This window comes from Stenotrophomonas sp. CASM110 (assembly GCF_049384345.1).
Classification (GTDB): Bacteria; Pseudomonadota; Gammaproteobacteria; order Xanthomonadales; family Xanthomonadaceae; genus Stenotrophomonas; species Stenotrophomonas muris.
Genome location: NZ_JBMRGI010000016.1, coordinates 21,804 through 43,459, shown reverse-complemented (window position 1 = coordinate 43,459; position 21,656 = coordinate 21,804). Strand labels below are relative to the sequence as shown.

21 protein-coding genes are annotated in these 21,656 nt (G+C 65.0%); 17 read left to right on the top strand and 4 right to left on the bottom strand.

What is annotated here, in order from left to right; translation table 11 throughout:
• Positions 1–108 precede the first annotated feature (108 nt).
• From recF to VG561_RS14470, 16 genes are all read left to right on the top strand, one after another.
• Positions 109–1,203, top strand: a complete 1,095-nt coding sequence (recF, locus tag VG561_RS14545) for a DNA replication/repair protein RecF (RefSeq protein WP_014645406.1) — start codon at positions 109–111, stop codon at positions 1,201–1,203.
• 112 nt (positions 1,204–1,315) lie between these two features.
• On the top strand, positions 1,316–3,775 hold the full coding sequence (gene gyrB / locus VG561_RS14540) for a DNA topoisomerase (ATP-hydrolyzing) subunit B (protein ID WP_014645407.1): 2,460 nt from the start codon (positions 1,316–1,318) through the stop codon (positions 3,773–3,775).
• 67 nt (positions 3,776–3,842) lie between these two features.
• Positions 3,843–4,691, top strand: coding sequence for a CPBP family intramembrane glutamic endopeptidase (locus VG561_RS14535; RefSeq protein WP_046433405.1), 849 nt, complete (start codon positions 3,843–3,845; stop codon positions 4,689–4,691).
• A gap of 71 nt (positions 4,692–4,762) precedes the next feature.
• Positions 4,763–5,569 (top strand): M48 family metallopeptidase, encoded by an 807-nt coding sequence (locus VG561_RS14530; protein ID WP_014645409.1) that lies wholly within the window; start codon positions 4,763–4,765, stop codon positions 5,567–5,569.
• 132 nt (positions 5,570–5,701) lie between these two features.
• The gene (locus VG561_RS14525; RefSeq protein WP_423179721.1) at positions 5,702–6,895 is read left to right on the top strand and encodes a tetratricopeptide repeat protein; all 1,194 of its coding nucleotides are present in this window, start codon (positions 5,702–5,704) and stop codon (positions 6,893–6,895) included.
• A gap of 143 nt (positions 6,896–7,038) precedes the next feature.
• A complete protein-coding gene (locus tag VG561_RS14520) occupies positions 7,039–7,707 on the top strand; it encodes an energy transducer TonB (RefSeq protein WP_049408447.1) in 669 nt (222 codons plus the stop codon).
• A gap of 94 nt (positions 7,708–7,801) precedes the next feature.
• Entirely contained in the window at positions 7,802–8,563 is a 762-nt protein-coding gene (exbB, locus tag VG561_RS14515; protein ID WP_005411738.1) for a TonB-system energizer ExbB, read from the top strand.
• Positions 8,564–8,624: 61 nt separating this feature from the next.
• Complete coding sequence (locus tag VG561_RS14510; RefSeq protein ID WP_005421196.1) at positions 8,625–9,050, top strand: ExbD/TolR family protein; 426 nt, start codon at positions 8,625–8,627, stop codon at positions 9,048–9,050.
• A gap of 3 nt (positions 9,051–9,053) precedes the next feature.
• The gene (locus VG561_RS14505; RefSeq protein WP_005411740.1) at positions 9,054–9,467 is read left to right on the top strand and encodes an ExbD/TolR family protein; all 414 of its coding nucleotides are present in this window, start codon (positions 9,054–9,056) and stop codon (positions 9,465–9,467) included.
• Between the two features lie 173 nt (positions 9,468–9,640).
• A complete protein-coding gene (gene cls, locus VG561_RS14500) occupies positions 9,641–11,101 on the top strand; it encodes a cardiolipin synthase (protein WP_423179720.1) in 1,461 nt (486 codons plus the stop codon).
• A 40-nt stretch (positions 11,102–11,141) separates the two neighbouring features.
• The gene (locus VG561_RS14495) at positions 11,142–11,411 is read left to right on the top strand and encodes a hypothetical protein (RefSeq protein WP_014645412.1); all 270 of its coding nucleotides are present in this window, start codon (positions 11,142–11,144) and stop codon (positions 11,409–11,411) included.
• Positions 11,412–11,420: 9 nt separating this feature from the next.
• Positions 11,421–12,164 carry a pyridoxine 5'-phosphate synthase gene (locus VG561_RS14490; protein WP_075075944.1) on the top strand — a complete coding sequence of 248 codons (744 nt, stop codon included), beginning with the start codon at positions 11,421–11,423 and terminating at the stop codon, positions 12,162–12,164.
• Positions 12,165–12,306: 142 nt separating this feature from the next.
• Positions 12,307–13,398: a PA0069 family radical SAM protein gene (locus VG561_RS14485; protein WP_241887643.1), complete on the top strand. Its 1,092-nt coding sequence runs from the start codon at positions 12,307–12,309 to the stop codon at positions 13,396–13,398.
• 57 nt (positions 13,399–13,455) lie between these two features.
• Positions 13,456–14,061, top strand: a complete 606-nt coding sequence (locus VG561_RS14480) for a hypothetical protein (RefSeq protein ID WP_423179719.1) — start codon at positions 13,456–13,458, stop codon at positions 14,059–14,061.
• A gap of 67 nt (positions 14,062–14,128) precedes the next feature.
• Entirely contained in the window at positions 14,129–14,311 is a 183-nt protein-coding gene (locus VG561_RS14475; RefSeq protein ID WP_041863994.1) for a hypothetical protein, read from the top strand.
• Positions 14,312–15,013: 702 nt separating this feature from the next.
• Positions 15,014–15,532, top strand: a complete 519-nt coding sequence (locus tag VG561_RS14470; RefSeq protein WP_141098666.1) for a hypothetical protein — start codon at positions 15,014–15,016, stop codon at positions 15,530–15,532.
• Positions 15,533–15,628: 96 nt separating this feature from the next.
• Here VG561_RS14470 and VG561_RS14465 read toward each other — a convergent pair whose 3' ends face one another.
• The 3 genes from VG561_RS14465 to VG561_RS14455 form a co-directional block, all read right to left on the bottom strand.
• Positions 15,629–16,339, bottom strand: a complete 711-nt coding sequence (locus VG561_RS14465) for a 2OG-Fe(II) oxygenase (RefSeq protein ID WP_053494964.1) — start codon at positions 16,337–16,339, stop codon at positions 15,629–15,631.
• Between the two features lie 108 nt (positions 16,340–16,447).
• A complete protein-coding gene (locus VG561_RS14460; protein WP_241883567.1) occupies positions 16,448–17,464 on the bottom strand; it encodes a class 1 fructose-bisphosphatase in 1,017 nt (338 codons plus the stop codon).
• A gap of 259 nt (positions 17,465–17,723) precedes the next feature.
• A complete protein-coding gene (locus VG561_RS14455; protein WP_014645417.1) occupies positions 17,724–18,926 on the bottom strand; it encodes an aromatic amino acid transaminase in 1,203 nt (400 codons plus the stop codon).
• Positions 18,927–19,097: 171 nt separating this feature from the next.
• Here VG561_RS14455 and VG561_RS14450 point away from each other — a divergent pair, with 171 nt between their 5' ends.
• On the top strand, positions 19,098–21,191 hold the full coding sequence (locus VG561_RS14450; protein WP_423179718.1) for a TonB-dependent receptor family protein: 2,094 nt from the start codon (positions 19,098–19,100) through the stop codon (positions 21,189–21,191).
• A gap of 79 nt (positions 21,192–21,270) precedes the next feature.
• Here the strand turns inward: VG561_RS14450 and VG561_RS14445 are convergent, their stop codons facing one another.
• Positions 21,271–21,615, bottom strand: coding sequence for a hypothetical protein (locus VG561_RS14445; protein WP_014645419.1), 345 nt, complete (start codon positions 21,613–21,615; stop codon positions 21,271–21,273).
• Between the last annotated feature and the right edge of the window lie 41 nt (positions 21,616–21,656).

Genomic DNA, 21,656 nt, shown 5'->3' with positions numbered 1-21,656 from the left:
TCCATAGCTGGCCGGATAGCTGGCCGGGCACGTCCGGCTTGACCGATGCAGTAAGCTGATGAATTCCCTGCCCCTCTGCCGCCCCGTGCGGATGGTCTTTCGCGCCCCATGCTTATCCGCCGCCTCGCCCTGCACCAACTGCGTCGCTTCAATGCGGTGGAGCTGTCGCCCCAGCCGGGATTGAACCTGCTGACCGGCGACAACGGTGCCGGCAAGACCAGCGTGCTCGAGGCCCTGCACCTGATGGCCTATGGGCGCAGCTTCCGTGGTCGTGTCCGCGATGGATTGGTGCGCCAGGGCCAGGAAGCGCTGGAAATCTTCGTGGAATGGGACGAACAACGTGCCAATCACCCGCCGCACCGCCGAAAGGCCGGCCTGCGGCACAGTGGTCAGGATTGGAAGGGGCGCCTGGACGGCGAAGACGTGGCCCAGCTCGGCAATCTGTGCGCAGCGCTTGCGGTAGTCACATTCGAGCCAGGCAGCCATGCGTTGGTCAGCGGTGGTGGTGAACCCCGCCGCCGATTCCTCGATTGGGGCTTGTTCCACGTGGAACCTGATTTCCTGTCCCTGTGGCGCCGGTATTCGCGGGCACTGAAACAGCGCAATGCCCTGCTCAAGCAAGGTGGCCCGTCGCGGATGCTGGATACCTGGGATCACGAACTGGCTGAAGCCGGCGAACCGTTGACCAGCCGTCGGCAGCACTACCTGGAGCGTCTGCAGCAGCGCACCGTGGCGCTGGCTTCCAGCCTGGCCCCGCAGCTCGGCATCCAGGCACTGGAACTCAGCCCGGGCTGGCGTCGGCACGAGCTCCCTCTGGCCGATGCGCTGCTTCTGGCCCGGGAACGTGACCGCCAGGCCGGATACACCTCGGTCGGTCCGCACCGGGCAGACTGGAGCGTGGATTTCCACAGCATTCCGGGTCGCGATGCGCTGTCCCGCGGCCAGGCCAAGCTGACGGCATTGGCCTGCCTGCTGGCGCAGGCCGAGGACTACGCGGAACAGCGCGGCGAATGGCCGGTGATCGCATTGGACGATCTGGGCTCGGAGCTGGATCGCACCCACCAGGCGCGGGTTCTGCAGCGCCTGCTCGGTGGGCCGGCGCAGATCTTCATCACCGCCACCGAAACGCCGGCGGCGCTGCAGGAACTGACCCACATCGCCCGGTTCCACGTGGAACATGCACAGATCGTGGCTGTGCCATAGTGGGCACACCAGGGCCGCTCGACCCCGGCTGGTATAATTCGGGTTGAAATCCTTTCATTCTCGGCGCATCGCTCCAAGCGGTGGCCGACCTGCGGAGCCTACGGCAAGCGCAATGAGCGACGAACAGAACACCCCGGCAAACAACGGCAATTACGACGCCAACAGCATCACCGCCCTGGAAGGCCTGGAGGCTGTCCGCAAGCGACCCGGCATGTACATCGGCGACGTGCATGACGGCACCGGTCTGCACCACATGGTGTTCGAGGTTGTCGACAACTCGATCGACGAAGCGCTGGCCGGCCACGCCGATCATGTCGCGGTGACGATCCACGCCGACGGCTCGGTCTCGGTGTCCGACAACGGTCGCGGCATTCCGACCGGCAAGCACGAGCAGATGAGCGCCAAGCTCGGTCGCGAAGTGTCGGCCGCCGAAGTGGTGATGACCGTCCTGCACGCAGGCGGCAAGTTCGACGACAACAGCTACAAGGTGTCCGGCGGCCTGCACGGCGTCGGCGTCAGCGTGGTCAACGCGCTGTCGCAGAAGCTGCTGGTGGACGTGTTCCAGAACGGCTTCCACTACCAGCAGGAATTCAGCAACGGCGCCGCCGTGACCGCGCTGGCCAAGCTGGAAACCACCACCAAGCGCGGCACCACCGTGCGCTTCTGGCCGTCGACGGTCGCCTTCCACGACAACGTGGAATTCCACTACGACATCCTGGCTCGCCGCCTGCGCGAGCTGTCGTTCCTGAACTCCGGCGTCAAGATCGTCCTTGCCGACGAACGTGGCGATGGCCGCCGTGATGACTTCCACTACGAAGGCGGCATCCGCAGCTTCGTGGAGCATCTGGCCCAGCTGAAGACCCCGCTGCACCCGAACGTCATCTCGGTCACCGGCGAGCACAACGGCATCGTCGTGGATGTGGCGTTGCAGTGGACCGACTCCTACCAGGAGACGATGTACTGCTTCACCAACAACATTCCGCAGAAGGACGGCGGCACCCACCTTGCCGGCTTCCGCGGTGCGCTGACCCGTGTGCTCAACAACTACATCGAGCAGAACGGCATCGCCAAGCAGGCCAAGATCAACCTGACCGGCGATGACATGCGCGAAGGCATGATCGCGGTGCTGTCGGTGAAGGTGCCGGACCCGAGCTTCTCCAGCCAGACCAAGGAAAAGCTGGTCAGTTCCGACGTGCGCCCGGCGGTGGAAAACGCCTTCGGCGCGCGCCTGGAAGAGTTCCTGCAGGAAAACCCGAACGAAGCCAAGGCGATCGCCGGCAAGATCGTCGACGCTGCGCGTGCACGCGAAGCGGCGCGCAAGGCCCGCGACCTGACGCGCCGCAAGGGCGCGCTGGATATCGCCGGCCTGCCGGGCAAGCTGGCCGACTGCCAGGAAAAGGACCCGGCGCTGTCCGAACTGTTCATCGTCGAGGGTGACTCGGCAGGTGGCTCGGCCAAGCAGGGCCGCAACCGCAAGAACCAGGCGGTGCTGCCGCTGCGCGGCAAGATCCTCAACGTGGAACGCGCACGCTTCGACCGCATGCTGTCCTCCGACCAGGTGGGTACGCTGATCACGGCCTTGGGCACCGGCATCGGCCGTGACGAGTACAACCCGGACAAGCTGCGGTACCACAAGATCATCATCATGACCGACGCCGACGTCGACGGCGCCCACATCCGCACCCTGCTGCTGACCTTCTTCTACCGTCAGATGCCGGAGCTGATCGAGCGCGGTTACGTCTACATCGGCCTGCCGCCGCTGTACAAGATCAAGCAGGGCAAGCAGGAGCTGTACCTGAAGGACGACCCGGCGCTGGACAGTTACCTGGCCAGCAGTGCGGTGGAAAACGCCGCGCTGGTGCCGGCCACCGGCGAACCGGGCATCGAAGGCCTGGCGCTGGAAAAGCTGCTGCTGGCCTATGCCGCCGCGCTCGATTCCATCGAACGCAATGCCCACCGCTATGACCGCAATCTGCTCGAAGCGCTGGTCGATTTCGTGCCGATGGACATGGACAGCCTGCGCAATGCGGGCGAAGGCGAAGGCCTGGATGCGCTGGCCAAGCGCCTCAACCAGGGCAGCCTGGGCAGCCCGCGTTTCAGCCTGGAACTGCAGGAGGCCAACGAGGAGCGCCCCGCCGCCGTGCTGGTGACCCGTCGCCACATGGGCGAGGAGCACATCCAGGTGCTGCCGCTGTCGGCGTTCGAAAGTGGCGAACTGCGCGCGATCCACCAGGCCTCCAAGCTGCTGCACGGGCTGGTGCGCGAAGGTGCAACGATTTCCCGCGGCGCCAAGTCGATCGAAGTCGACAGCTTCGCGAAAGCGCAGAACTGGCTGCTCGAGGAGGCCAAGCGCGGCCGCCAGATCCAGCGATTCAAGGGTCTGGGTGAAATGAATCCGGAGCAGTTGTGGGATACCACGGTGAACCCGGAGACCCGTCGCCTGCTGCAGGTGCGCATCGAGGATGCGGTCGCTGCCGACCAGATCTTCAGCACCCTGATGGGCGATGTGGTCGAACCGCGTCGTGACTTCATCGAAGACAATGCGCTGAAGGTCGCCAACCTGGATATCTGACACAATCGGGACCTGGCCGGTGCGCGGGGAGCTGCACCGGCCTTCGTCCCTTGAACGCAGGTACCTGATGTCCGCATCCGCCCCGGTCTCCGCCGCTCCGCCTCCGGTTCCGCCGCCGTCTACCCCGCCGCGCGCCGTGGCACCGTTGGCAGGTTTCTTCATCGACCTGGGCATCGCCGCCGTCACCCTGGTCGGCCTGAGCATGGTCACCGGACTGTTCTGGGGCTTCTACCGTGCGATCGTGGTCAGCCGCGCCAACGTCGCGGCCAATGGCGGTGCACTCACACCTGACAGCGCCGGCGCGGCAGTGGGCCAGCCCGGGGCCCTGGCCCAGATCCTGATGGCCCTGATCGCCACCGGTGGTGCCGCGCTGCTGCTGTACTTCTGGCGGCGCCCGGCGAACGCCGGCGAACGCCTGGCCTCGCGACAGGCGCTGCAGCGTCCTTCCACCTGGGGCTGGACCCTGCTGGTGGCCACGCTGATCGTGGTTGGCAGCAACGGCGTCGCCTTCCTTTCCAAGCAGTTCGGCATCGAGCCGGTGCCGACCAACGTGGAACTGATGCAGAGCGCGATCGCGCGCTTCCCGTTGTTCCTGGTGCTGTTTGCGGTCGTTCTCGCCCCCGCCTACGAAGAGCTGCTGTTCCGTCGTGTCCTGTTCGGGCGCCTGTGGCAGGCCGGCCGCCCCTGGCTGGGCCTCATCCTCAGCAGCCTGGCGTTCGCCCTGGTCCATGAAGTGCCCGGTGTCAGCAAGAACTCGCTGCTGGGCATGGCGCAGCTGTGGCTGGTCTACGGCGGCATGGGTGCCGCCTTCTGCTGGCTGTACCGCCGCACCGGCACCCTGTGGGCGGCGATCACGGCGCATGCGCTGAACAACGCGGTGGCGCTCGCCGCAATGGTGTTCCTGGGGTCAACGTAACGCCGTGCCCGCTTGACGAAAGATTAAGCAGGTACGCTACACACTGCGCACATGAACACGGGGGCGGACCCATGAAACAACTGCTGCTGGCTCTAGTCATCACCACCGTGGTCAGTGCCTGTGCGACCACCACCTCGCCAACCGGAAGACGGCAGATGGTGGGCGGCGTATCGCAGGCACAGCTTGACCAGCTCGGCGCGCAGGCGTTTGCCGAGACCAAGCAGAAAGAGAAGATCAGCACCGATGGCCGCCAGAACGGCTACGTGCAGTGCGTGGTCAACGCGTTGGTCGCGCAGTTGCCGCCTCAGTACCGTGGCGTACGGTGGGAGACCGCCGTGTTCGTCGACAAAGAACCGAACGCCTTTGCCCTGCCCGGCGGAAAAGTGGGCGTGAACACCGGCATTTTCACCGTCGCCAAGAACCAGGACCAGTTGGCTGCCGTGATCGGCCATGAGATCGGCCATGTCATCGCGCGTCACCACGAAGAACGCATCACCCGGCAGATGGGCGCGCAGACCGGCCTGGCCGTGCTGGGCGCGCTGGCCGGTGCCGCCTATGGCGATGGCGCCGCCAGCACGGTCAACCAGCTGGGTGGGATGGGCGCGCAGGCGGCCTTCCTGCTGCCGGGTTCGCGCACGCAGGAAAGCGAGGCAGACGTGATTGGCCAGCGGCTGATGGCGCAGGCTGGATTCAACCCGGCCCAGGCCGTGGACCTGTGGCAGAACATGATGGCCGCCAGCGGCGGTCGCAGCCCGCAATGGCTGTCCACCCACCCCGATCCGGCCAACCGGATCCAGGAGCTGCGACGTGATGCACCGGGCCTGACGCCGGTCTACCAGCAGGCGCAGGCGGCCGGGCTGCGGCCAAAGTGCGGATGAGTGCGCAGTTCTATGCTGTATTGCAGCACATAAAACGATTTCTCACGCCATCTGTTTCTGATACGTTTGGCGGCTCAGATTTTTCTGACAGTCCGACTTTGCCGCTATCTGGCGGTTCGATCGAGGTGAACGATGATTTTCCGTAACCACAAAGCTGTGCTTTCCGTCCTCGTCGCGACCGCCCTGACCGGCGCCGTGGTCACCGATGCCTTTGCGCAGTCCTCGCGTTCCTCCGACCGTGGCAGCCGCGGCGGTAGCAGCAAGCAGGCCAAGGCCGAACCGCTGTACCCGAATGCGACCCGCCAGGAGCCGACCGCCAAGGCCTCGGCCAAGATGGGCAGCAAGCTGCAGAAAATGATCGACAGCTACAACAAGGAAAAGTTCCCGGAGACGCGCGAACAGGCTGACGCGATCCTGGCCGACAGCGCTTCCAACGAGTACGACAAGTCGCTGGCCGCGCAGCTGGCCTCGCAGGCCGCCTACCAGACCGACGACGTGCCGGGCGCCATCGCGTACCTGAAGCAGGTGATCCAGTTCAACGGCCTGGACAACAACGGCCACTTCCAGTCGATGCTGATGCTGGGCCAGCTGCAGCTGCAGGAAGACAAGACCGCCGAAGGCCTGGCCACCCTGGACAAGTACTTCGCAGAGAGCAATTCGACCAAGCCGGAAGAGCTGATCGCCAAGGGCCAGGCGCTGTACCAGCTGGAGCGCTACCAGGAAGCGATCCCGGTGCTGAAGCAGGCCATCGCCGGCGCCGCCGAGCCGAAGGACAACTGGAACCAGCTGCTGATGGCGGCCCTGTCCGAAGCCGGCCAGACCGGTGAGGCCGTGCAGGCCGCAGAAGCGCTGGCGGCCAAGAACCCGACGGACAAGAAGGCCCAGCTGAATCTGGCCAACATGTACATGCAGGCTGACCAGATGCCGAAGGCCGCCGCGGTGATGGACAAGCTGCGCAGCAGCGGCCAGCTCACCGAAGAGCGCGAGTACAAGCAGCTGTACTCGATCTATGCCAACACCGAGAACAAGGAAAAGGACGTCATCGCGGTCATCAACGAAGGGTTGCAGAAGGGCATCCTGAAGCCGGATTACCAGGTCTACCTGGCGCTGGCCCAGTCCTACTACTACTCCGACCAGGTGCCGCAGGCGATCGATGCGTGGCAGAAGGCTGCCCCGCTCTCCAAGGACGGTGAGACCTACCTGAACCTGGCACGCGTCCTGCATGCCGAAGGTCGCGTCCCCGAGGCCAAGCAGGCCGCCCAGCAGGCGCTGGCGAAGGGCGTGAAGAACCAGGCGGATGCCAAAAAAATCATCAACCTGAAGTAAGTAGGAATAACGCCTGAATGCCTGCTCAGTTGATGCGCAGGCGCTCAGGATTGGTATAAGCTTGGAGGTTCCTGCGGTGTCATGCACCGCTGATCAGGGATCCCGCCCCCGGGATTCCGGCCCCACTATTGAGCTCTTGGCGCATGACGGAACAACTAGTCGTTCACCGGTACGAACAACCCGATGACAAGGGGCTGAGCTGGCCTCGCATCGTCGGCATCGCGTTTGTAATTGCCCTGCATCTGGCCGCCTTCATGATGCTCCTCATTCCCGCCGTGGCTCCCAAGGCCGTCGCGGAGAAGGAGCGCAACGTCATGGTGACCATCGTCGACGCGCCGCCGCCGCCCCCACCGCCGCCGCCGCCGCCGCCGCCGCAGGATACTCCGCCACCGCCGGTGAAGAATCTGTCGCCGCCGAAGCCGTCGCCCGTACCGCCGCCGCCGCAGGCGCCGGTCGTGGACGTGCCGGAGCCGCGCCCGAACGATATCGTCACCCCGCCGTCGCCCCCGTCGCCGCCGGCTCCGCCGACCTCGATCGAGGCCAGCGTTGACATCTCGTCGAAGGCCATGAATCCGCCGCGCTATCCGCCGGCCGCCTTCCGCGCGGGTATCCAGGGCGAAGTGATCCTGATCATTGATGTCGATGCCAACGGCAACGTCACCAATGTCACGGTGGAAAAGTCCAGCCGTAACCGCGACCTGGACCGTGCTGCGATGGAAGCAGCTCGCAAGTGGCGCTTCAACGCCGCTGAATCTGGCGGTAAGAAGGCGGCAGGTCGCGTTCGCGTCCCGGTCAACTTTGCGCTGAACTGATGCGTCCGGGTGGCCCTCCGGCCACCCCCGCTCCCGGTTCGATTGTTTAGCTTAGCTACACCCTTTATCACCACACACAACAAAGGTAAGCGTCATGCTGCAGGAAATTTTCATCGCCGCTGCTGCCGGGGGCAATCCGTCCAACGCCCTGTCGCAGATGGGCTTCGAGCACCTGATCCACGAAATGACCACCAAGCCGGGTGATTTCGCGGTTTCCTGGGTCGTGCTGCTGACCCTGATCGCCATGTCGGCCATGTCCTGGTACTGGACCGTCATCAACATCTTCCGTGCCACCCGCCTGAAGAGCGCCGCTGACCGCGTCGTCAGCCTGTTCTGGGACACCCCGAACGCGCAGGACGCCATCCGTGCGATGGAAGAGCAGCCGGCTTCGGAGCCGTTCTCGAAGATCGCCCTGGACGCTGCCCAGGCCGCTGCCCACCACCAGCGCGCTGAAGGCGGTGCTACCGGCGGCGTCGGTGAGAACCTGAGCCGTTCGGAGTTCGTCGACCGCGCTCTGCGCCAGGCCGTCACCCGCGAAAGCAACAAGCTGCAGTCGGGCATGACCCTGCTGGCCACCGTCGGCGCGACCGCTCCGTTCGTCGGTCTGCTGGGTACCGTGTGGGGCATCTACGGCGCGCTGATCAAGATCGGTGCCACCGGCTCCGCTTCGATCGACGCCGTTGCCGGCCCGGTGGGTGAAGCGCTGATCATGACCGCGATCGGTCTGTTCGTCGCAATCCCGGCCGTGTTCGCCTTCAACTTCTTCAGCAAGATCAACAGCGCGACCATCAGCAAGTTCGATACCTTCGCGCACGACCTGCACGACTTCTTCGCCACCGGTTCGCGCGTCCGCTAATTGCGGCGCGCGTCACCCAGCGACGAAGTAAGTAGTCACCAAGATCTAGACGGAGCCCGTTATGGCTTTCAGTAGTGGTAACAGCGGCGGCCCCATGGCCGACATCAACGTTACGCCCCTCGTGGACGTGATGCTGGTGCTGCTGATCATCTTCATCATCACGGCGCCCCTGATGTCCCACAAGGTCAAGGTGGATCTGCCGGAAGCCAACCTGATCCAGAAGCCGGAAGATGCTGAAAAGCGTCCGAACCCGATCACGCTGGCAGTCAAGGAAGACGGCTCGATCTACTGGAACGACGAAGAAATCAACAAGCAGACTCTCGAGTCCCGCTTGGCGACCGCCGCACAGCAGACCCCGCAGCCGCCGCTGAACCTGCGTGGTGACCGCACCACCAAGATGCGCGTCATCAACGACCTGACCAAGGTCGCGCAGGAACAGGGCATGCTGGACGTCGGCTTCGTTGCGACCAAAGAAAAGGGGCAATAAGCCATGGCATTCAGTAGTGGTGGTGGCAAGGGCCCCATGGCAGACATCAACGTCACGCCCCTCGTGGACGTGATGCTGGTTCTGCTGATCATCTTCATCGTGACCGCGCCGATCATGACGTACCCGATCGCCGTGGACCTGCCGCAGCGCGTGCTCAACCCACCGCCGCAGCTGGTCGAACCGCCGCCGCCGATCGAGCTGAAGATCGACGCCAGCAACCAGGTCTCGTGGAACAACAGCCCGATCAATACCAGCGAGCTGCAGCAGCGGATGGAGCAGGAGGTCCAGCGTGACCCGACCAACCAGCCGGAACTGCGCATCGACGCCAGCCCGGATTCCGAGTACGACGTGATGGCCAAGGTTCTGGCCGCCGCGAAGAATGCTCAGATGAAGAAGATCGGATTTGTGCAGCAGTAAACGCTACACCGCAATACAACAGTCATGACGCGACTGCAGACGCCCCTGGAAACAGGGGCGTTTTTTTGTGTTCTCGTCGTGGCGCACGGGTTGGGGTCAGATCCCTTTTCCTGAGGAAAGGGATCTGACCCCATCCGACCCCATCCGGCAGCAGGCGCCGCTATGATCGGCGGATGCTCGCCCTCTTCGACTCCCTGCGCCATTGGCTCGACGGCATCGCCCACCTCGGCACGATCCTGGCGGTGGCCTACCTGCTCTACCTGTTCGCGCTGGCGGGCTGGATCATGCTGCAGAAGCGCGAGCCGGTGGCCACGCTGAGCTGGATCCTTTCGCTGGCACTGCTGCCCTACCTCGGGCTCTTCATCTACTACCTGCTGGGGCCGCAGAAGGTGAAGCGGCAACGGCTGCGTCGTGGCCGTGCACGCTCGGGCATGGAGCACTACAGCGATGTCTGCCCGCCCGATTCGGACTGCACCGAGCTGGCCAAGGTTGCCCAGGCCACCACCGGACTGGCGCCCAGCAGTGCCACCGAGGTGACCTGGCTGGTCGACGGCGCAGCCACCTATGCCGCGCTGCTCGACGCGATCGCGCAGGCGCGCGACCACGTGCACCTGGAGTACTACATCTTCAACCCCGACCATGCCGGCACCGCACTGCGCGATGCCCTGGTCGAACGTGCGCAGGCCGGTGTGCAGGTGCGCCTGCTGCTGGATGCGGTGGGCTCTTCCGCCCTGCCCCGGCGCTTCCTGCAGCCACTGCTGGACGCCGGCGGCGAAGCGATCTGGTTCCACCCGCGACAGCTGCTGAAGCCGTTCAAGCGCCCGTGGCTGAACCTGCGCACCCACCGCAAGCTGGTGATCGTCGACGGTCGCCTCGCCTTCACCGGCGGCATCAACATCACTGACGAGGAAGACGAGAGCCGCAGGCCCGACGCTTACCGCGACCTGCACATGCGTATCCGCGGCCACGTGGTGCGCAGCCTGCAGCTGGTGTTCGCCGAGGACTGGCTCTATGCCAGTGGCCAGGACCACTCGCGTTTCGACATCGCCCGCCTGTGGCCGGCCGACATGCCGCTGCGTGCGGATGGACCGATCAGCGCCCAGGTGCTGGTGTCCGGGCCCGACTCGGGCTGGGAGACCATCCACCGCCTGCACGTGGCGGCGATCCAGGAAGCACACGAGCGCGTGTGGCTGGTGACGCCCTATTTCGTGCCCGGTGAAGCAGCGAGGATGGCGCTGACTTCGGCCGCGCTGGGCGGCCTGGACGTGCGCCTGCTGGTGCCGAAGATGAGCGACTCCTGGTTCGTCACCCAGGCCGCACGGTCCTACTTCGACGAACTGCTGCACGCGGGCGTGAAGATCTACGAGTACGGCCCGCGCATGCTGCATACCAAGGCGTTCATCGCCGACGACGATGTCTGCATCGTCGGCAGCGCCAACTTCGACCACCGCAGCTTCCGGCTGAACTTCGAACTGTCGATGATGATCAGCGACCGTGACCGCGTCGCTGCGCTGGCCGAACTGCTGCAGGGCGAATTCGACCGTTCCATGCGGGTGCACGACCAGGCCGGTCGCTCGCTGTGGCTGCACCGCCTGCCCGAGGCCTTCGCCCGGCTGGCCTCGCCGCTGCTCTGACGCAGCGCTACACTGCGGCGATCATCCGGGGAGCCCGACTATGTACTGGTTGTACCTGCTGCTGGCGCTGGGCTGCTTTGCCTTCGCGCTGAAGACCCCGAGCGCGGGGTTGATGACCCTGTGCCTGCTGGCGGCGCTCGGCTTCCTGCTGGCCTGGGTGCGCGGCCGCTACGTGGCCCGTTTCGGCGACCTGCAGCGCGACCCGGCCACGCTGATCGATGCCGAGGAGCTGCGCCGCCTGCGCGAACAGGCCCAGGCCCGCCGCACTGACGACCACAACGACCACGACCCGTCCCCTCTTTCCAAGTAGTCCCGTTCCATGACCCAGCTCAGCGTCAACGTCAACAAGATCGCCGTCCTGCGCAATTCGCGCGGCGGCGCCGAACCGGGCGTGGTGCGCGCCGCCCAGGCCTGCCTGGATGCCGGCGCGCATGGCATCACCGTGCATCCGCGGCCGGACCGCCGGCATATCACCGCCGAGGACGTGCTGGCCCTGTCCACGCTGACCCGCGCGCGTGGCGTTGAATTCAACATCGAAGGCAATCCGTTCGCGCCGCCGCGCGAGGGCTACCCGGGGCTGCTGCCGCTGTGCGAACAGACCCGTCCGGCGCAGGCCACCCTGGTCCCCGATGATGATGGCCAGATCACCTCCGACCACGGTTTCGACTTCGAACGCGATGCCGAGCGCCTGCGTCCGCTGGTGGCTGCGCTGAAGGCCATGGGGTGTCGGGTCAGCCTGTTTGTTGACGCGGGCAACCCATTGCTGGAGCAGGCAGCTGAGGTGGGGGCGGACCGCATCGAGCTGTATACCGGGCCCTATGCAGAGGCGCATGCGGCGGGCGATGCCGATGCGATGCTGGCGCTGTTCGCCACTGCTGCCCGACGAGCGCAGGCCGTCGGCCTGGGTGTCAATGCTGGCCACGACCTGTCGCAGGACAACCTGCGCGACTTCCTGGCCCACGTGCCAGAGGTGCTGGAGGTGTCGATCGGTCACGCGCTGATCGGCGAGGCACTGTATGACGGGCTGGATGCCACCGTGCGCGGGTACCTGGCGCTGCTCTGATGCATTGCAGCCGAGCGTAGGCTCGGCTCCACAAGGTCTCTGCATCAACTGTAGAGCCGAGTCCATGCTCGGCTCAGCCTCGCCCTGAACCCTTCAGGCGGCCGTCGCAGCCATTGAGACAGCCACGACGTACCCTGCCGCAATGGGTATTGCGATCAAGGGCCGAGGTTCCACGTCCCACCTTGCCGGGCGCTTTGAAAGCACCGTCAGCGAGGCGGTGGACGACGGCTGGGCGGTCGACGAAAGCGATGAGTTCCTCGCCCCGCGCCTGCGCACCGAAGTACGCGCCGAAACCGCGCGCAGCATCATCACCCGCAACAACTCGCCCGACGTCGGCTTCAGTCAATCGGTGAATCCCTACCGCGGTTGCGAGCACGGCTGCTCGTACTGCTTCGCCCGCCCTTCGCATGCCTATCTGAACCTGTCGCCGGGGCTGGACTTCGAGACCAAGCTGTTCGCCAAGACCAATGCGCCGCAGCTACTGCGCAAGGAACTGTCGAAACCGGGCTATGTGCCGCAGCCGATCGCACTGGGCATCAACACCGATGCGTACCAGCCGATCGAACGCAAGTTCAAGCTGACCCGCCAGCTGATTGAAGTGATGCTGGAGACCCGGCATCCGTTCTCACTGATCACCAAGAACGCACTGGTCGAGCGCGACATCGATCTGCTCGCGCCGCTGGCCGCGGAGAACCTGGTCAGCGTGCACTTCTCGGTGACCTCGCTGGACCCGCATCTTTCCGCGAAGCTGGAACCGCGTGCATCAGCGCCACATGCACGGCTGCGCGCGATGAAGCGCCTGCATGACGCCGGCATTCCGGTCGGTGTGATGGTGGCGCCGGTGATTCCCTGGATCAACGACAGCGAGCTGGAAGCCGTGCTGGAGGCTGCGCACGGCGCAGGTGCGAGCACCGCCGGTTACGTGCTGCTGCGCCTGCCGCTGGAAGTGGCACCGCTGTTCCGCGACTGGCTGGATACGCACCATCCCGATCGCGCTGCGCACGTGATGAGCACCATCCAGCAGCTGCGCGGCGGCAAGGACTACGACAGCCAGTTCGGCACGCGTATGCGTGGCCAGGGCGTGTATGCCGATCTGTTGAACAACCGCTTCAAGCTGGCACGCAAGCGTCTGGGCTTCAATGCACAGAACAGCCATTGGCCGAAGCTGGATTGCAGCCGGTTCCAGAAGCCGCTGCCGCCGAAGAAGGAGTCGCCGCAGGGCAGTCTGTTCTAGGGCTCTGGACCGCAGCGCGATCCACCGGTAACAATCCACACCCTGCCGCATCGCCTGGTGTTGTACACGATGAAATGCAGTCACTGCTTCCGTGCCAGTGGTCTTCTTCTCTGCCTTGCGACCCTGCAAGTCCAGGCCCGCGCCCTGCACGAATGCATCGTCGTTCCGCAGGCCGCGGTCGTCACTGAAATGCCGGCTGGCCTGGACGAGTTCGAACAACGTTTGTGGACAGCAAATGCAGGTCAGGTGGTCAGCAAGGGCACCGACACCCTTCTTCTGCTTCGCCTGTTCTCGGAATCACCGGGCGTGATGGATTCCCAAGAGTCCACCAAGGTCACCGGCACCCTGTCTGGATACACTCCGTCCTCTGAAGGGATTCCGGCCGTGCTCGGCGCACGCCTGAGCAGTGGCAGCGCGGGCTTCGCGCACAAGGGAGACTACTGGTTGTCCGATTCAGCGGATATCGAACTACATCGGCCGCACAAGGGCGACAGTCGGATCGAAGTCAAAGTGACGGCTGTTGGGTGGAACAGCTATCGAAAGGAGGACCGTTCCTTCTATCTCCAGTTCACCTGTCAACTCGAGGAGATCCCCGTCGAGAAGCTCAGTGCCTGGCAAGGCGGCAACGGCAACCTCTTGGGATCCTTTGGACCTGCCAGATAATCGAGCGGATCAACCTTTACCCAATACTGGCTTATTTCGATGTATCTGGAACAATGCGATAACTGAAATGAAGATCATCCACCGGCTCGGCATCGCGTTCCTTTGGATGCTTCCACTGAACTTTCTTCTGCTGACGACTGCCAAGCTGATGTCAGGAAACGCGCTTGGGAACGAAGAACTCGTGGGCTTCGGCGTCGCCCTCTTTGGTCTGATGGCGGGAGGGATTCTCTATCGCCGCCGCCCTCGGTAGAGGTGAGTTCGTTCGACCGTGGTCCGGGTCCATTGCTGAGAAAGCATTGACTGGAGGTCCTGGCATGGCAGCCTTGAAGAGTGGCGGAGCTCTCCTGGGGCATCACAGAGCCAAGGCAGTCAGAATCATTTCTGACTGGACGACCGCTCGCGGCGGATTCAAGGCACTGGGTACATCATCCGCGGTAAGGCGACTGTGCGAGGAACTTATGGCACCGCGAAAAAGCAGGAAAAGAGATCCAGGATTGCCAGTCGTCCAGCACTGGTTTGTGCGATCGCGATTTGGAGAGTGATGAAGATTCTACTTTGGGTACCTGTTGGTTTATTTGCTTTGCTGTCATTGAGAGCAATCGCGTTCGTCGCCTATCAAGGGCTAAATGGAACTGCCTTCGAGGAAGAGGAAATCATTGTCGCGGGGATCGGATTGGTCTGCGGCTGGATCGCCTGGGTCATGCACAAGACCTTGATCAGGCCAGGTAGGAAGCCGAGACCCTGATTCTGAGCCGGTGGTTCCGGGCGAGCTGGTCGGTGTCGACCGCCGTGGTTACGACGCGAGCGATATAAAAAATTCGCACCGTACAAGTAGATGTTTCTGGGGAGCGCGACTGTGCGAACGAGATTGTTGATTGCGCTTGTTCTAGGCTTGAGCTGCAGCGCGTGCGCGTCGCTGCTTCCTGGTAGCCATAAGATCAGCGCCTTCTACGTGTCTAACGCCAACTCTGATGTGACCGGCTGCGAAAGGTCTGACTACAGGGAAATTTCACTTGCGTGCCATCGGATTGTTGATGGCGACAATGTCGTAGTGGCATTGCGCGAGTACACAGCGACCAAGATTGAGAATGAAAGATACAGGAAGCTGACATTGATCCTTCCCCCGAATCTGGCGGAGGGCGATGTCTTCAGTTTGACGGAGGGTGATATCAGGGCGTTCTACAGCACTGGCCTTAGCCTGAGACCTGGCAGCACTGGATGCTACGGAAAGGCCGTTTCAGGCAGCGTCGAAATCCTCAGGAAATCCAATGATCTGATGCAGCTTCGCATCAACGCGCGCTTTGATCTCGATAGCCCCGCGGGCTGGAAGGACCACTGCAAGATGCGCGAGCTCAGCTATGAACTGAATGCCATCCGGAGACCGCTGGGTCAGGTGGGCGCCTGGGAAGGCGTGCACGCCCCTGGAGATTCTCTTATCAGCGAGGGCAGCCCGAGTAGCGGATTGCCTTAGGAGATAGCACCAACTGCCCGCACGACAGCACAGGATCTCGGGGGCCCGCTTCTTGATCCGGACAAGATGCTGAGAACATCGAGTGACCAGTTTGCTTCACCCTCCTCCAAACAACTTCTGCGCACTCTGGAACAGGATCCAACTGGTCGCGATGAACTTGTCGCCGCCCTGTGGCCGATTCCCGCGATGGGTGTGGGTGAACGCCGTCGGGGCGATCAACAGGCTGCCGGTACGTGGCGCGATCTTGCGGCCCTGGAACATGAACTCGGTTTCGCCCTCTTCGAATTCGTCGTTGAGGTACAGCGTCCACAGCACATGCCGGTGCAGGGTCTCGGCCTGCGCATCCTTCGGGTACAGCTCGCAGTGCCAGTACGGGTAGCCGCCCTCGCCCGCCGCATACCACTGCAGGTTGATCGCACCCGGGCGCAGGCAGGTGCGGGCCAGGTCGGCCAGCTGCTGCTGCGGCATGTCGGGGAAGTCCTCGGCAGACAGGCGTCGCGGTTGGCCGTTGCTGTCCTGGATCTGCAACATCAGTGGGGCGATCAACGCCTGTGGATAACGGCGTAGATAAGTCAGCAGGCCGTTGAACACCGCAATCTGCAGCTGCTGATCAACATCCTGCCAGCCGTCCAGGCCACTGATGCGCAGATCCTTGCTGTGCTTGAGTTCCGGGAACACGCCACTGCCCACCGCACCGGGCAGCAGGCCACGCGTCGCACGCATGCGCTCGACGATCGCCGCGCAGACCTCGCTGGGGACGGCGTTGTGGATGACTTCGATGAAATCGACCGGGCCCTGCTCGTGCATGCGTGCGTTCCTTCGGCGGCAACGGCTTGATGGTGCCGTTTGCCGCCCTCGGTGTCACCCCACGGTCATGTCATCGATCTGCCATGACCGCTGTCAGGCGATCGGTTGTCAGCCCTGTGCGTCGTCGTGTGCGTGGTGGTAGCGCACGGCCTCGGCCACTTCCTCGCGCGAACCGAGGAACACCGGCACGCGCTGGTGCAGCTGGTCGGGCTGGATGTCGAGGATGCGCTCGCGGCCGGTCCAGGCGGCACCGCCGGCCTGCTCGACCAGCAGGCCCATCGGGTTGGCTTCGTACATCAGGCGCAGCTTGCCGGCCTTGGACGGGTCCTTCTTGTCCCACGGGTAGATGAAGATGCCGCCGCGGGTAAGGATGCGATGCACGTCGGCCACCATGCTGGCGATCCAGCGCATGTTGAAGTTCTTGCCGCGCGCGCCTTCCTTGCCTGCCAGCAGGTCGCCGACGTAGGCCTGCATCGGCGCTTCCCAGTGGCGCTGGTTGGACATGTTGATCGCGAATTCCTGGGTGGTCGCCGGGATCTGCATGTTCTCGGTGGTCAGCACGAACTCGCCCTTCTCGCGGTCCAGGGTGAAGGCGTGGGTGCCATGGCCGACGGTCAGCACCAGCTGGGTGCTGGGCCCGTAGATGCAGTAGCCGGCGGCGATCTGCTTGCTGCCCGGCTGCAGGAAGGCGTCGTCGCCCGGCAGCTCGACATTGGTCGGGCAGCGCAGCACGGAGAAGATGGTGCCGACGGAGACGTTGACGTCGATGTTGGAGCTGCCATCGAGGGGATCGAACAGCAGCAGGAAATCACCCCGGGGATAGATGTCCGGCACCGGCTGGCTGTGGTCCATTTCCTCCGAGGCGCAGGCGGCGAGGTGGCCACCCCAGGCGTTGGCTTCGAGCAGGATCTCGTTGCTGATGACGTCGAGCTTCTTCTGCGCTTCACCCTGCACGTTGCCGGTACCGGCGTCGCCGAGCACGCCACCGAGGGCGCCCTTGCTGACGGCGATGGAGATGCTGGTGCAGGCGCGGGCGACGACCGCGATCAGCTGGCGCAGGTCGGCATTGATGCGGCCGGCGTGCTGTTCCTGGATCAGGAAGCGGGTCAACGAAGTACGGGACATGAGCGGGCAGGTCTCGGCAGCGGGAAAACGCCTATTGTCGCCCGTCTGGCGGGGGCGTGCGTGAGCGCGGGAAGGCGTAATCGTTTCCAGATGCGTTGCGCTCGTGGCGCCTTCCTTCTGTAGAGCCGAGCCCGCGCTCGGCTGCTCTTCGTCCTTCATGCCGCACAAGCCGAGCGTAGGCTCGGCTCTACAGAGACCAGGGCGCAAAAAACAAAGGCGCCTTTCGGCGCCTTTGTCCTCAAGCTACTGGAGCGTTGCTTCAGCCCTTGGCGACGGTGGCCACGGCCTTGGCGACGTATTCCAGGTTGTTCTGGTTCAGCGCGGCCACGCAGATACGGCCGGTGCCGACGGCGTAGATGCCGAACTCGTCGCGCAGGCGCTCGACCTGCTCACGGCTCAGGCCGGAGTAGGAGAACATGCCGGCCTGCTCGTTGATGAAACCGAACTGCGGTGCACCGGCAGCGGCCAGCTTCTCGACCAGGCCGTGGCGCAGGGCGTGGATGCGCTCGCGCATCTCGGTCAGCTCCTGCTCCCACATCGCACGCAGTTCCGGGTTGGTCAGCACGCCGGCCACCAGTGCAGCGCCGTGGGTGGATGGGCTGGAGTAGATGGTGCGGATCACGCGCTTGACCTGCGATTGCACGGCCTTGGCGTCAGCGGCGGTCGGCGCCACCATCGACAGCGCACCCACGCGCTCGCCATACAGCGAGAACGACTTGGAGTACGAGTTGGCGACGATGAAGCTGTCGATGCCGGCTTCGGCGATGATGCGCACCGCTGCGCCGTCCTGCTCGATGCCCTTGTCGAAGCCCTGGTAGGCCATGTCGATGAAGGGGAACAGCTGCTTGTCCTTCAGCAGTTGCGCGACCTGCTTCCACTGGGTGACCGTGAGGTCAGCGCCGGTGGGGTTGTGGCAGCAGGCGTGCAGCAGCACCACGGTGCCGGCTTCCAGCTTGCCCAGGTCGGCCAGCATGCCGTCGAAATCGACGCCATGGGTGCCCGGGTCGAAGTAGGTGTAATCCAGCACCTCGAAACCAGCGGCGCTGAACACCGCACGGTGGTTTTCCCAGCTCGGGTTGCTCAGCGCAACGGTGGCGTGCGGCAGCAGCTTCTTCAGCACGTCGGCGCCGACGCGCAGCGCACCGCTGCCACCAACGGTCTGCGCGGTGGTCACGCGGCCGGCGGCCAGCAGCGGCGAATCCTTGCCGAACACCAGCTCACGCGTCGCTTGCGTGTACGCCGGCAGGCCATCGATCGGCAGGTAGCCGCGCGGTTTGGCTTCAGCGGCGAGCTGCTGCTCGATCTGCTTGACGGCGCGCAGCAGCGGAATGCGGCCGCTCTCGTCGTAGTAGATGCCCACACCCAGGTTGACCTTGGTCGGGCGGCTGTCGGCGTTGTACGCCTCGGTCAGGCCCAGGATCGGGTCGCCTGGGACCAGTTCCACGTTTGCAAAGAAGGACACGGCGGTACTCGTTCGGTAGACGGAAAGGGGGAGGAAGTGCGCTACGCGGTCCGCGGCTTTTCGGCCGGAAACAGCCCATCGTAACAAAGCCTGCCGGGGCTGGCCGCCGCCATCGTCATCCGCGGCCCCGTACCATGGCGTGCGTTGCCGCCCGATCCATCAACCTGAATCATGAATCCCGCCGCACGACGCCGTTGCCTGCCGCTGTCCGCCCTGCTGCTGTCGCCTTGGACGGCGGTGGCCGAGCCTGCGCCCACCGCCCTGCCTGCGGTGCAGGTACAGGCCGCCCGGGTGCCGGGCATCGATCCGTTCGCGCTGCCGGCCAGCCAGGACACGGTCTGGATCGACGCCAGCCGCGCGGGCACCGGTGCGCAGCTGTCTGAGGCCTTGGCCGGGGTCCCCGGACTGCTGGCACGTGACCGGCAGAACTTCGCCCAGGACACGCAGCTGTCGATTCGTGGCTTCGGCGCACGCTCGACCTTCGGCGTGCGCGGGGTGCGGGTGCTGATCGACGGCGTGCCGGCCACCATGCCTGACGGCCAGGGCCAGCTGTCGCATGCCAGCCTGTTGGGCGCCGAGCGCATCGAGGTGCTGCGCGGGCCGTTCTCGGCGCTGTACGGCAATTCCTCCGGCGGCGTGCTGCAGGTCTGGAGCGCGCAGGGCCAGGCCGGTGACCCGTGGCGGTTGCGCGTGAATGCCGGCGCCGACAACACGCTCAGTGTCGGCGCACAGCTCAAGGGTGCCGGCCCAGCGCTGGACTACAACATCGCGGCCAACCACTTCCGCACCGATGGCTGGCGGGACCACAGCCGTGCGCGCCGCGAATCGCTCAACGCACGCATTGGTGGTGATCTGGGCGGTGGGCGGCTGGAGCTGCTGCTCAATGCGCTGGATGCCCCCGATGCGCAGGATCCGCTGGGCCTGAGCCGTGCCCAGGTGGCGGCTGATCCGCGCCAGGCCACGGCAGTCGCGCACCAGTACAACACCCGCAAATCGGTGCGCCAGCAGCAGGCTGGCCTGCGCTGGACCTGGGAGACCGGGGCACAGCGCTGGCAATTGATGGGCTATGCCGGCCAACGCACGGTGACCCAATACCTGCCGATTCCGCCGGCACCCCAGACCAACAGCCCGCTGCATGCCGGCGGCGTGATCGATCTGCAGGGCGGGTATGGCGGGCTGGACGCGCGCTGGGGCTGGCACGGCGACCTCGCCGGCCGGCCGCTGGACCTGGTGGCCGGGCTCAGCGCCGACCGCCAGCGCCAGCACCGCACCGGCTACGAGAACTTCGTGGGCAGCGCCCTCGGGGTGCGCGGGCGCCTGCGCCGTGACCAGATCGATACCGTGCAGAACGTGGACCAGTTCGCCCAGGCCTGGTGGCAATGGAGTCCGCGCTGGTCGCTGCTGGCCGGGGTGCGCCACAGCGCGGTGCGTTTCGACTCGGACGATCGCTACATCACCACCCGCAACCCGGATGACAGTGGCCACCGGCGCTACCAGGCGACCACGCCGGTGGCAGGCGTCAGCTTCGAGGCCAGCCCGCAGTGGCGCCTGCATGCCGCCGTGGGGCGTGGATTCGAGACCCCCACCTTCAACGAGCTGGGGTATCGCGCCGATGGTCAGGCGGGTCTGGCGCTGGATCTGGCGGCCGCCCGCAGCCGCAGCCTGGAGCTAGGCAGCAAGTGGCACGCACAGGATGGAACCCAGCTCGATGTCAGCCTGTTCCGTGCAGATACCGACGATGAGCTGGCAGTTGCCAGCAACATCGGCGGTCGCAGCACCTATCGCAACATCGGCCGCACCCGCCGCCAGGGTGTGGAACTGCAGTATCGCCAGCCGCTGGCCGAGCAGCTGGAGCTGCAGCTGGCGTGGACCTGGCTGCAGGCGCAGGCGCGTTCGCCGTACCTCACCTCCAACACCCTGGTTGCCGCCGGCAGCCGCCTGCCCGGGGTACCGCGCCAGCAGGCCTCTGCCCGGCTGCAATGGTCGCCCGGCCAGTGGCAGTGGGCGCTGGAGGCCTCCGCCAGCAGTGATACCGTAGTCAACGACGTGGCGACCGAACGCGCGCCCGGCTTCGCCCTGCTGCATCTGGAAGGCGGCCGTCGCTGGGCCCTGCCGGGTGGCGAGCTGCGCGCCTTCGCCCGGATGGAGAACGTGCTGGACCAGGCCTACATAGGCTCGGTGATCGTCAACGATGGCAACGGGCGCTTCTACGAACCGGGACCGGGACGGCGGGCCAACGTCGGCCTGCAATGGTCGTGGCGTTGAAGGGGTAGTGCCGGCCGCTGGCCGGCATCGCGCCGTGCAGGACGTCAGGAGGTTGCCGGCCAGCGGCCGGCACTACCCGTCAGTCGGGGGCCTTGGCTGGCACGAACGGCGATGTCGGGTCGCTGGCCGGGAAGGTCTCCTCCAGCGCTTCGTCCTGGTTGTCGCTGGCGCGCTGCTTGCGTTCGCGGCGCTTGAGCGGGCTTTCCTGGCCACCGCGATGGCGGTCACCGCCATCCTTGCGGTCCTGCGCCGCCTGTTCAGCCTCGTGCTTCACCGGCAGATGGTCGCTCCCGTGCTCGGCATCGAAGAACGGTGCGCCGGTGCCACGGTAGTCGGCGTTGTCGGCATCGCGTTTGCCGCGCTGCTCGCCCGGAATGGGCGGGTGGTTTGCGCGCAGCGGGTCGCGGGAGGTCTCTCGGCTCATGGTCTGGCTACCTGCGCTCGGGGTTCCCACTACACCGCGAC